7 protein-coding genes are annotated in these 12582 nt (G+C 50.4%); 4 read left to right on the forward strand and 3 right to left on the reverse strand.

Going from position 1 to position 12582, the window contains the following annotated elements; genetic code table 11:
- Window positions 1-23 precede the first annotated feature (23 nt).
- A complete protein-coding gene (locus tag ACKU4E_RS00365; RefSeq protein WP_320169107.1) occupies window positions 24-2591 on the reverse strand; it encodes a PAS domain S-box protein in 2568 nt (855 codons plus the stop codon).
- Between the two features lie 823 nt (window positions 2592-3414).
- Here ACKU4E_RS00365 and ACKU4E_RS00370 point away from each other — a divergent pair.
- On the forward strand, window positions 3415-4299 hold the full coding sequence (locus tag ACKU4E_RS00370; protein ID WP_320169108.1) for a flagellin: 885 nt from the start codon (window positions 3415-3417) through the stop codon (window positions 4297-4299).
- Between the two features lie 606 nt (window positions 4300-4905).
- Window positions 4906-6048: an NADP-dependent isocitrate dehydrogenase gene (icd, locus tag ACKU4E_RS00375; protein WP_320169109.1), complete on the forward strand. Its 1143-nt coding sequence runs from the start codon at window positions 4906-4908 to the stop codon at window positions 6046-6048.
- Between the two features lie 149 nt (window positions 6049-6197).
- On the opposite strand, the gene ACKU4E_RS00380 is transcribed toward icd, so the two are convergent.
- Window positions 6198-6677, reverse strand: a complete 480-nt coding sequence (locus ACKU4E_RS00380) for a hypothetical protein (RefSeq protein ID WP_320169110.1) — start codon at window positions 6675-6677, stop codon at window positions 6198-6200.
- Between the two features lie 147 nt (window positions 6678-6824).
- Here ACKU4E_RS00380 and ACKU4E_RS00385 point away from each other — a divergent pair, with 147 nt between their 5' ends.
- Window positions 6825-7883: an efflux RND transporter periplasmic adaptor subunit gene (locus ACKU4E_RS00385; RefSeq protein ID WP_320169111.1), complete on the forward strand. Its 1059-nt coding sequence runs from the start codon at window positions 6825-6827 to the stop codon at window positions 7881-7883.
- A gap of 21 nt (window positions 7884-7904) precedes the next feature.
- Window positions 7905-11021 carry an efflux RND transporter permease subunit gene (locus ACKU4E_RS00390; RefSeq protein WP_320169112.1) on the forward strand — a complete coding sequence of 1039 codons (3117 nt, stop codon included), beginning with the start codon at window positions 7905-7907 and terminating at the stop codon, window positions 11019-11021.
- A gap of 398 nt (window positions 11022-11419) precedes the next feature.
- Here the strand turns inward: ACKU4E_RS00390 and ACKU4E_RS00395 are convergent, their stop codons facing one another.
- The gene (locus ACKU4E_RS00395) at window positions 11420-12580 is read right to left on the reverse strand and encodes a pyridoxal phosphate-dependent aminotransferase (protein ID WP_320169113.1); all 1161 of its coding nucleotides are present in this window, start codon (window positions 12578-12580) and stop codon (window positions 11420-11422) included.
- Window positions 12581-12582 lie beyond the last annotated feature (2 nt).

The raw sequence follows: 12582 nt of genomic DNA on the forward strand, positions 1-12582 counted from the left end.
GTCGTAGTTTGATTGCTGTGTTATCAGCCTTTCGGCTGGATAGCTGTCCCGGACATGAGCAATGCCGGAAGTGTGATGGTGAACGCCGTACCCTGGCCCGGAGTTGAGCGGACCTGAAATTTTCCCAGATGATTACTGGTAATAATGAAGTAGGAAACTGAAAGACCGAGCCCGGTTCCGGAACCCGGCGCTTTGGTCGTATAGAACGGCTCAAAAATTCTCTTGCAGGTCTTTTCGTTCATGCCCGGGCCGTTGTCGGAAACAGAGCAGATAACCATTCTGCCCTGATTGCGCATTTCTACGGTTACTTCCGGTATGCATTCCATTTCTTTCCATTCCGCCATGGCCTGAGCTGAATTGCGCAGCAGGTTGAGGAAAACCTGTTCTATTTCAGTAGCGGTGCATTTTACCATATTGAGATCTTCGGCATATTTTTTTGTTATTTTTATGCTTTTGAAATCATAACTCTTTTTAAGGTCATAGTCCTGAGCGGCCAATACTTCCGCCTTGTCCATTATCAGGCGCAGATCACCCGGAGCCTTGCGTGAATCGCTTTTTCTGCTGAACTCCAACATTCCTGAAACTATCTCAGCTGCCCGGACTCCTGAGTCGGTAATGCCTTCCAGGGTCCTGAAAATTTTACGGTCTTCCATATATGTTTCAATTGCATCCATTCTGCAGCCTGCTTTGTCGGCGGCTTTAATATTGGCGGGAAGGTCAGGTGAAAGGCGGCGGACTATATTCTGTATGCCCTGCAGAATTCCGCCAAGCGGGTTGTTTATTTCATGGGCCATGCCTGCGGCCAGCCCGCCGATGGACATCATTTTTTCAGTCTGGATCATCATTTCGTCCATGCGGACGCGTTCAGTTATGTCATCAATGCGTATGACCGCTCCCCCGGCTCCTCCGGTGAGCGGATAAATGATTATCTCCTGGAATGTTCCGGGGCGAAGCACGTCTTCTGTCCTTATTCCGGTCTCGGCAACTCCTGTTCTAATAGCCCCTTTAATCCGTTCCTCGTATCTGGCTATGTCCGGAAAGGCTTCCCCTACTTCCGCTCCTTCAATCATTTCAACCGACATTACCGCCAGTGGCAGCGCTGCGGAATTAAAATGGGTTATGCGCCCGCTTGCATTCAGTCCGATGATAACTGACGGCATTGAGTCGATGATATCGCGGATATAGTTTCTGGTTTTTTCAAGCTCTTCTTCGGCCTGCTTCTGCTCCGTCACATCAATTCCTACTGAAAGAACTTCTGTCAGCCGTCCCTGATTGTCGAATACGGGTGTATTGGTCCAGAAAATCCATGCCGAGCTTCCATCCTTACGTATATTGAGATTGGTACTGGTCGGCATGTTTTCAGGATATTTCAGCAGATAATCAATCAGTTTTTCCAGTTCCGAATCACCTCTTTCCGTTTTAGGGATGATCGTTCCCACAATGTTGTTTCCGAGCATCTCCTTTTCCGTGAATCCGAAAAAACTCTGTGCGTATTCATTGAAAAAAGTGCAATTACCTTCCCTGTCCATTCTGAGGATAATACTGCGCGCAAGCTGAACCAGATCCATGTACCGCTTTCTGGACCTGGAGAGTTCCCGTGAGTGTTCGGACATGTTATCCAGTAGGATCAGGATGTTGCGGGCAAACGAAGCTGTGGCGATTATGTAGTCCTTGTTCTCGGTGAACGCCATGCTGTCTGCTTCCGCCTGCCAGTCCACGGATCGGATTTTTTCAGCCTTGTATTCAATTGCGGAAAGGCTGTTCATATTCTTGGCCGGGTTCTCCGAGACCCGTCCCATCAGTTCACCGATTTTTTCAAAATCCTTTTCATTGTTTGCCAGATCCCAGGTCAGGTAGGCGGAGCGCTTAATGAAAATGGCCAGGCAGCTGAGAGTCAGGGTTATGAGAAGTATTCCGGAATAGAATTCCACCGAGATGTCCTGAGCCACGGTTACTGTCAGGCCGCCGAATTCTTCCGTGCCGGTCCGGGCGGCTGCAAATGCATGCATACCGGAAAAACTGAGCCCGGATATATTGGTTTTGTGCAGGGAACATCTTTTTTGACTTTTGTATATGCAGTCCCCGGAAAGAGTCCTGATGCATAATGCAAGTTTCTGCGGTCCGCTGGGCAGGAGTGTGGCGTAGGGAATTTCGGCAAGGATGAAGCAACTGTCCATCCTTTTTACAAGGTATATTCTTTCCAGCGTATTCTCGCCCGGGACTGGAGCTTTCAGGATTCTTGTATCTCCCGGATGCAGCCTGCTTATGTCAGTGTACAGATCGGAACCACGGATTGATTTTATTTCTGCAGGGAAAGGGTGGCTGTCCAGAATCTTACCGGCAGGTGAAATTTTTAAAACCGAGACAAGACCATGTTCAAAGGTGGTCTGCGAGGTTGCTGCGCTTTCCAGAAAAAGCATTCTGTCAGTAAAGTAGTTGGTCCATGTTTCGGCTTTTTCCTTGGCTTCACTGGCAAGGGACCAGAAAAAAAGAACTGCGGCAAGCAATGAGCTTGCTATGAAAATACCGACAAACAGGCAGATGTAATTTCTGATGCGGTTATTCAGTTTGTAAATGCTTCTGGTCTTCATTTTTACGTATGGTAGGCGGGAATTATAAAAATATCTTTGTGAAAGCAGCCGCGGATGTATCAATGCAAGAGTATTTATGAACAATTATTATGTAAATAATTATATTGATAATAACTTTGTGAAATCCGTGAATGACACCACAACCCGCACATTCTCTTTTCGAAGCATTTTGCCTGGCGGAATCTTTTGCCGTCCGGCAGGGGGCAGAACTTTCCTCTTTTAGGGCTGTCTTCGTAATGTTTAGAAAACATTAATAAGTATTTAGAATTAAAAATTCTGTCTAAACAACATCTTACCTAAAATTTTCATAAATAAATAAACGCCGCCCAGAAAACAGGCATATCCGTTGCATCGTACCCGGCAGATAGAATCAGAATTTATTCAACAAGGGGGATGTCCGGAGATTACGAAGACTTTTTTTGAGCAGCAAAAGGCATTTGACCTGGAAGATGGTTCTCGGAGGTTGGTAAGGTGCGGTCCCTGACGGATCGCATTGAGAAATTTCCCACAAGGGACATGTGAGAACCGTTTCCTACCAAAAGGTTAGCCTGTCAGAGTCGCGGACCCGCAAAGGGTATTCGCGTTTATCGCAGGAGAGTACATCTGCGCGGGTTTATGCAGGTATGCTTCAGCGCTCAAGAAAGGACAACGGTTTTCCGGGCTCATCGGCCGCAGGCCGCTAGTCTAACTGTTCCGGAGGGTGTTTTATGAATTAGGCGGGAAAAACCGAAATTTTATTATCAGTCCAGTTTAACCAGTAACAAGGTCGGAGCGGACGGAACCGCTCAGGCGAATTTTTCATATAATTCAAGGAGGAATTATTATGTCGCTCGTAATCAATCACAACTTGATGGCAATGAATGCTAGCCGCAACCTGCAGGAATCATACGGCAACCTTGGTGTATCAACCAGACGTCTTTCCTCGGGACTGCGTGTCGGCACTGCAGCGGACGATGCAGCCGGGCTCGCAATTCGCGAACTCATGCGCGCTGATATCAAGTCCCTGAACCAGGGTATCCGCAACGCAAACGATGCCATCTCCATGATCCAGACTGCTGATGGAGCTCTCGGGGTCATCGATGAAAAGCTTATCCGCATGAAGGAACTGGCAACACAGGCAGCAACCGGTACTTACAACTCTGACCAGCGCCTTATTATCGACTCTGAATATCAGGCCATGGCTTCAGAAATTACCCGTATCGCCAACGCCACGGACTTCAACGGAATCCACCTGCTTAACGGCAACATGTCCGGCGCCACCAGCACTCATGATGGAACCGGACTGACCTCAACCGGCCCCGTAAAGATCCATTTCGGTACCGGTAACGATTCCGCGGAAGACTACTACTACATCTCCATCGACACCTCGACCGCTTCGGCTTTCGGTATAGGTGTGGCCGCAGGAAACTCAGTTTCCACGCAGGCTCTGGCGCAGGAAGCTCTGGACAAGTTGCAGAATGCAATCATCTCCAAGGATAAGATCCGCGCCAACCTCGGTGCTCTCCAGAACAGACTGGAAAACACCATTACCAACCTCTCAATCCAGGCTGAAAACGTTCAGGCTTCGGAATCTCGTATTTCCGATGTGGACGTTGCGACTGAAATGACCGAGTTCACCAGGAACCAGATTCTTACTCAGTCCGCAGTGGCCATGCTCTCCCAGGCAAACGGTATGCCCAGGATGGCAATGCAGCTCATCGGTGGTTAACACGGGTGAGCGGATACAGCTCAGAAAGGGAGGTCCGAAAATTTCGGGCCTCCCTTTTCCCTTTTAAGTCCCCCTCATAAAGAACCGAGTCGTCAGTCTGAACGTGAAACGGTATTCTAAATTTTAAGTGTCACTATGAATAACATGCTTTTTTACACGTGCTTCAGGATTGATAATTTTAATTTTGTTCAGTTCTCAGAAATATCTGCGCACATCATGGAACAGGGCGTATAACTTTACTTTTTTGCACATTTGAAATATAAAGCCGCTCTGAATCCGGTTTTCCGGAGTTGGTTCGACTGTCCGGTTCCCATGTTCACTTCCTTTATGCTGTATTTCTTTCCGGGTAAGGCGGGCGAACTGCCGCGTTATGCGCGGCTGGCGCAACTTCCTTGAAACTGCCTTGATTTTTCTTGCCGGGTATTCCCGAATAATTTTGCATTCAAGCGGAATTCATTGTGTTGCTTTCATGTCCGGTGCGGTCTGTCTGCCGATTTGCACCAGTCCGGTTCAGGCGTGGCTCTCCGCATAATCCGAGGGGTCATCTGCTTATCCACTATGCGGCTGTGTGTAACCGGAGCCGCATCCATAAAAAAGGAGATCATTTTGGCTATGAAAACCGTATATTTTATTGAAGGTGACGGTATTGGTCCTGAAGTGTGGGGCGCTGCCCGTCCGATTCTTGATGCCGCTATCGAAAAAGCCTACGGCGAAAAGAAAATAGAATGGAAGGAACTTCTCGCAGGTGAGAAAGCGTACAAGGAGACCGGAGAATATCTGCCTAAGGCAACCATGGAAGCTCTGGCCGGTGCCCAGTTGGCCATCAAGGGCCCCCTGCAGACTCCGGTAGGAAAAGGTATCCGTTCGCTGAACGTTACTCTGCGTCAGGTATTTGATCTTTATGCCTGCATCCGTCCGATCCGTTATTTTCAGGGCATCGAATCTCCTGTTAAACGTCCGGACCTCGTTGATATCGTAGTCTTCCGTGAAAATACCGAGGATGTCTATGCCGGTATCGAATGGAGTTCCGAATCCGCAGAAGCCCGCAAGGTAATTGAATTCCTCGTTGACGAGATGGGTGCCAAGATTGATTCTTCCGCCGGTGTAGGCATCAAGCCCATTACCCCGGCAGGATCCAAGCGTCTTGTTCGCAGCGCCATTGATTACGCCATTGCGCAGGGCCGTAAATCCGTAACCCTTGTCCACAAGGGCAACATCATGAAATTCACCGAAGGCGGTTTCCGCCAGTGGGGTTACGATCTTGCCGAGCAGGAATATGCCGGAAAGGTTGTCAAGGACGGAGAGGACGCAGACGGAAAGGTTGTTATAAACGACCGCATCGCGGATGCCATGTTCCAGGAACTGCTCATGCGTCCTGAACAGTACAGCGTTGTAGCCACCACCAACCTCAACGGTGACTATCTTTCCGATGCTCTTGCAGCACAGGTCGGCGGACTCGGACTTGCTCCGGGCGTTAACATGGGTGCTAAACTGGCTATTTACGAGGCCACTCACGGCACCGCTCCGACCATTGCCGGCAAAGATCTGGCCAACCCCGGCAGCATCCTTCTTTCCGGCGCAATGCTGCTGGAAAACAACGGCATGGAAAAAGCTGCGGACCTGGTTAAGGATGCGGTCGAGAAGACTCTTGCCGCCAAGAAGGTCACCGTGGACCTCGCCGGCCAGATCAGCGGTTCCACGCAGGTCGGCTGCAAGGAGTTCGGTGAAATTATTCTTTCCAACCTGTAATTTTATGCCTGCGGAATGTTCCGCAGCCTTGAGTGGAGCAGGCTTAGTTCGGTAAATCCTGCCGTACTGATCCTGCCGCATTGAAAATAAAAAGCCCTCTCCCCGGATGCTCCGGAGAGAGGGCTTTGACTTTTTATTAATTGTTACATTCAGTAAATTTTGACCCGAATTCCTTTTTTTCCCTGTTTCAGTTCGATATAACTGTCCGGGTTGTCAATTTCGGTTTTGGAGATTTCCAGCTTATCCATATCTCTGACATCCGGGGTCATGTGCATTACTGTTTTTATTTTTCCGAACCCTTTCAAAAGTCGGATTTTTTCTCCGGGCGCAAGCCTGAACTGGGCTACATTTACGTTGCTCCCGGCTACTTTTAGTGAGCCTGCCACCGGAAAGCCGCATTTGTTGTTTATAGTCATTGCTGCTGCATCTCCCGCAGGTGACATCATAAATACAAGTAAAATTAACCAGAATCCGTAATTTATTTTTTTCATAATGCTCGCTTGCTGACGCCGGCTTTTTGTGCCCGGGCAAACATAAATTATTTGTAAAAATTTTATCAGCGGGGACCTGTTAAATGGAATTATAAATTTATATTCAGTCCTGCGTGATGCAACCGGTGCTTTTCTCAATGATTTTTAGCATACAATCATACTTTTTGATGATTGAGCGGGTGGCTGTTTATGGTAAGGGGAGCATGGTGAACAGTGTTGACTAAATGGTGAACTTACGTAAAGTGATCCCTCCCGAAGGATTATTATTCGTATTGGAGAAGGTTTATGCGTAGAATTATACTTTTTTTACTGGCCCTGCTGCTGGTTTCCATTCCTGCTTATGCTGCTGAAAAGGGGGCTTCAAAAATTCCTCCCGCGCATGTTGTCACGAGCAGGTCGCAAGCCGGGCAGGTTGCCCCGCAGTCTGATTACATCGGCACTGTATATTTTTCCGAGGTGTCGGATGTTGCTTCCGAGGTGAGTGGGAAAATCGTCAGCGTGGCAGTGGAAGAGGGCGATATCGTCAGGAAGGGCGATGTACTCGTACGGCTCAGTTCAGATCTGCTGAACACGGAAATCAAGGCCGCCAGAGCCGCTTATGCCGAGGCCAAGGCCAATTACGACCTGGCCAAGCGTGACGATCAGCGCATTACCCAGCTTTTCAAGAGCGGGTCCGTGCATGAAGGCGAATACGACTCCAAGCGGTTCAAGGCCATTGCCATGGAAAGTGAGCTTGCTTCCAGTCAGGCCAAGCTGCACAGGCTGCAGATACAGCTCAGCAAGAAAACCATCCGTGCTCCTTTTGCCGGAGTCGTGGTCAAACGAAACGTCTATCTGGGTGAGTGGCTTTCCGTTGGCGCGGAAGTAGCCAAGCTGGGCATGAACACGAGTTATGACGTTGTGGTCAATGTTCCGCAGGATGTCGCTCAGGTTGTGAAACCGGGTCTTGAGGTGGGGATAAGTGTCGGCGGTAAGGAGCATAAGGGCAAGGTCTTTGCCGTTATTCCCCGCGGAGACGTGGCCAGCCGAACCTTTCCTGTGAAGATCAGGATACAGGGTGATGAAGCCCTGGCTCAGGGGATGGAAGCCAGAGTGGCCCTGCCCTCCGGGCTGGCAAGCGAAACTGTTGTCGTCCCCCGCGATGCGGTGATAACCCTGCGCGGAGTTACCATGGTCATAGCGGTTGTTGACGGCAAGGCCAAGCCTATACCTGTTCAGGTTATCGGATTCAAAGGCATGAATGCCGGGGTACGTGGCAAGGGACTGGGTGATGGAATGGATATAGTTATTAAAGGTAATGAAAGACTCCAGCCCGGCCAGCCGGTGGTGATCGACAACAAGTAGGACTCCCGTCCGGAGCAACTAATGGATTTTATTAAATTCTCGATAGAAAAGCCGGTTTCGATACTGGTGGGGGTCATTCTGCTGGTCCTTTTCGGGGGACTGGCGCTGTCCGGGCTTCCCTACCAGCTTTCTCCGTCTGTAACCGAGCCGGAAATAACGGTTGAAACAACATGGACCGGCGCCACCCCGTATGAAATCGAACGAGATATCATCGAGGAGCAGGAAAAGGTTCTCAAAGGGGTCACCGGTCTTGTGGAAATGGAATCCGAATGCTTCAACAGTTTCGGCCGGATTTCACTGCGTTTCAAGATCGGGACCAACATTGACGATGCCCTGCTCAGGGTTTCCAACAAGCTCAACGAGGTCAAAACATACCCCTCGGCATCTGACCGTCCTGTTATTTCCGCAACCGGTGCGGCAACTTCTCCCATCATATGGATGATCCTGAGGACTCTGCCGGACAACAAGCACAGCATTGACGAGTACGCCACATTCTTTGAAAACGATGTGCGCCAGTATCTGGAGCGTGTTGACGGCGTAGCCGACCTTTTCATGGGCGGCGGAACCGAAAATGAAATGCACGTCATTATTTCCCCGGAAAAGCTGGCAGCGTATAATCTGACCATTGCCAAGGTCATAGATGTGCTCAGAAGCGAGAACGCCAACGTTTCCGCAGGTAACCTTGGAGTGGGGCGGCGCGATTACCGAATCCGCACAACAGCTGAATTTCACAGCCCCAAGGATATTGAGGATGTCGTTATAACCTCTTCCGGTCAGCAGCGCGTTACAATTGCCGATGTGGGTAAAGTGGTTCCGGGCTTTGAAAAGGCCGAGACCGCAATGCTGCATAACGGTGTTCCCGGCATGGCCGTTGGTATCAAGCCTGAACCGGGGGCAAACGTACTTGATGTAACCAAAGAGGTCCGCGCGGTTGTTGATGAACTGAACAGCGGACTCCTCGCCCGTAACGGTGTATATCTTGACTGGGTTTACGATCAGGCTCCCTACATCAACGGGGCCATTGATCTGGTCAAGCAGAATATCCTTCTGGGCGGCGCACTGGCGGTCGTTGTTCTGCTGATTTTCCTGCAGTCCTTTTCCGCAACAATTATTGTTGCCATTGCCATACCCATTTCTGTTGTCGGCTCGTTCATTGTCTTCGGCGGTTTGGGGCGTACTCTGAACATCGTAAGTATGTCCGGTATATCTTTTGCCGTCGGGATGCTTGTGGACAACGCAATTGTTGTTCTCGAAAATATCGACCGGCACAGAGGGCTGGGCAAGCCTCCCTACAGGGCAGCCTATGACGGGGCAAGCGAAGTGTGGGGGGCTGTTCTCGCATCAACCCTTACAACCGTGGCAGTTTTTCTGCCCGTAGTATTCATCGAGGAAGAGGCCGGACAGCTGTTCAAGGATATCGCAATTGCAGTAACCTGCGCGATTTCTCTGTCCCTGTTCGTGTCGATTTCGGTTATTCCCATGCTGGCCAAGCAGTTCTACTCCTTTTCAAAGCGTGAGAAGAAGGAACGCCACAACGTCATAACCGTAATAGGGGCCAAGGCATCGAACTGGATCATGGGATTGCTGGACCTTGCCATTCGGAACTGGTTCAGCCGTATAGTCACTGTGCTCATTCTGGTTGTTGCCTCGGCATTGCTGGTTGTTTCGTTTTTTCCGAAAATGGAATACCTGCCGCAGGGTAACCGTAACCTGATCCTCTCGATTCTTATTCCGCCGCCGGGCCTTTCCTACGAGGAACGAGATTCCATCGGGGAATATATTGCCGGTGAAGTGAAGCCTTATATGGAGCAGGAAAAAGACGGATTCCCGACAGTGGATCAGTTGTTTTATGTTTCGGCTTCCTCCATCAACCTTTTTGGTGCCATTGCCGGCGATGAAGAACGTCCTGCCGCTCTTATCCCCCTGTTCAACCGGATTATGAACTCCATTCCGGGAATGTTCGGGGTGAGCATTCAGGCGTCCATCTTCGAATCCGGTCTTGGTAAAGGCCGTATGGTCGCAGTGGATTTCAGCGGGACAGATCTCAATAAGATGATGGCCGCGGCCGGAACAATGTTCGGCATGGCCCGTCAGGCCATCCCCGGAGCGCAGGTTCGGCCTATTCCGTCCCTTGAAATGCTTTACCCGGAAGTACGTATAGTCCCGGACCGTGACCGTCTGCGCGCCGCAGGAATGTCCAGCCAGGAGATAGGGGAAGCCCTTGACGTGCTCATGGACGGCCGCAAGATAGGGGATTACAAGGAAGAAGGCAAAAAGAAGATTGATCTCAAGCTGATGGCTTCCGGCAGGCACATAAGTACTCCGGAAGATCTCTATAACTCCCTTGTGGCGACTCCGCAGGGTTGGGCCGTGCCCGTTTCCTCCCTGTCTCATCTTGAGAGGACCTACGGTATCACCCAGATACGCCACCTTGAGAGACAGAGAACAGTCACACTTCAGATCACTCCGCCCAAGACAATGCCGCTGGAACAGGCCATGGATATTGTCGAAAATCAGCTTATTCCCAAAGTCCGGGAAATGGGGCTGTTGAAGGAAGTTAACGTACGTATGTCCGGTGCTGCGGATAAGCTGACTCAGACCCGTGAAGCCATGCAGTGGAACTTCCTGCTGGCGGTGGTCATTACTTACCTGCTCATGGCGGCCCTGTTCGGCAACTTCATCTACCCGTTCATCATCCTGCTGACAGTTCCGCTGGCAGGCGCGGGTGGATTTCTGGGGCTCAAGCTTGAAAATATATTCATAGCTCCCCAGCCGCTGGACGTTCTGACCATGCTCGGTTTCGTTATTCTCATCGGGGTTGTTGTAAACAACGCCATTCTCATTGTGCACCAGTCGCTGAACAACGTGCGCAACGAAGGCATGGAACACCGCGAAGCCGTGCTTGAGGCAACCCGGTCACGTCTGCGTCCGATCTATATGTCCGCGACCACATCCGTTTTCGGTATGCTGCCGCTGGCAATAGCTCCCGGACCCGGTTCGGAACTTTATCGCGGACTCGGAGCGGTAGTGCTCGGCGGGCTGGCTCTCTCCACGGTATTTACCGTGTTCATGATCCCCGCGTTGCTTATGTTCTTCATCAAGATGGAGAAGATCGGCGGCAAAGAGGCTGAATCCTGATTCTGCCCGTAGCTTGAAAGATAAAAAATAACCCCCGACAGAACTCATGTTCTGTCGGGGGTTTTTGTCTCCGACGGCATCTCTGCTCTCAACAGATCGCTAAAACTCAAAGCAAAGCTTTTCGTTAAGCGACTGTAAGGCCTGCCGGGGGCCTCAAACCCTTTGAAAAGGGTTTAAGGATCCGAATTTTTTTAGCGAGGCTTCGCCGTTTTGAGTGACAAATTGTTATAGTTATATTTGGTATGATTATTGTTTAATCTTCACAAGATGATTGAGTTACGAGACAGTTTTTAGAGAATTATTTAAACTAGTAGGGATTCCAAAGGGGATTATCCCCTTTGGCCGCCGGCGGCGAAATCAAATTGTCAAAAGCGCGAAGCGCAACAAATTTACGTTTCCTATTCATTTTCCCGAACGTATTTTTCCAGCCTGTTCAAACCCTCGGCGATATTTTCCATGGAGTTCGCATAGGAAAGGCGGATGTATCCTTCTGCGCCGGGCCCGAAATCTATTCCGGGGGTCACGCCGATACCGGCCTTTTCAAGCATGTCGAAGGCCAGCTTCAGTGAACTGCCGTCAAATTTCTGCGCAAGATGTTTCATGTTGACCAGAACGTAGAAGGCTCCGGTCGGTTCCACCTTGATGTCGAAGCCTATTTCGCGCAGCCTTTTGATCAGGAATCTGCGGCGCTGGTCGTAAATATCCTTTATGCGGTTCACATCGTCCCATGCTTCGGTCAGAGCCGCCACCCCGGCCCACTGGGCCATGGTGTTGGCGGAGATGAAAAAGTTCTGGCAGAGCTTCTGCATGGGGCGCACGTATTTTTCCGGGGCAATTATGTAGCCGAGGCGCCATCCGGTCATGGCGAACAGTTTGGAGAAGCCGTTCAGCACGAATGCGTGGTCGGTGTATTCCAGAATGGTGTGTTCCTTTTCTCCGTAAACCAGCCCGTGATAGATTTCGTCCGAAATGATCCATGGCCCCATGTCGGCGATTCTTTTCATACGTTCGGGGGAAAGCAGGGTCCCGGTGGGGTTGGACGGGGAGTTTATGAGAATGGCCTTGGTGCGGTCATTGACGGCCTTCTCAATTTCACTGGGGCGGAACTGAAAGCCGTCCTCCTCGTAGGTCCGGACCATGTTCGGTTCTGAACCGGCAAAGGTTATGAAATTACTGTAGCAGGCGTAGCAGGGGTCCGAGAGGATGACGTTGTCGCCGCTTTCAAGCAGAAAGGTGAAGAGCAGCAGCATGGCCGGAGATGTTCCCTGAGTAACGATGATTCTGCCGGGATCGACTTCCACACCGTAGGTCTCGTGAAAATATTTGCTGATGGCATTACGCAGTTCCGGTATGCCTAGGCTGTGGGTGTAATGGGTTTCGCCCTTGTCCAGTGCGGCACAGCAGGCCTTTTTTATGCACTCGGGGGTATCAAAATCCGGCTCGCCTATTTCCATGTGAATTATGCTGCGGCCCTCACGTTCCATCTGCTGGGCTTTTTCCAATATATCCATGACCAGAAACGGGGTGATCTCACAGGCCCGTTTTGAAATACATTCCATCA

It is taken from the genome of Maridesulfovibrio sp. (genome assembly GCF_963677005.1).
Taxonomy (GTDB): Bacteria; Desulfobacterota; Desulfovibrionia; order Desulfovibrionales; family Desulfovibrionaceae; genus Maridesulfovibrio.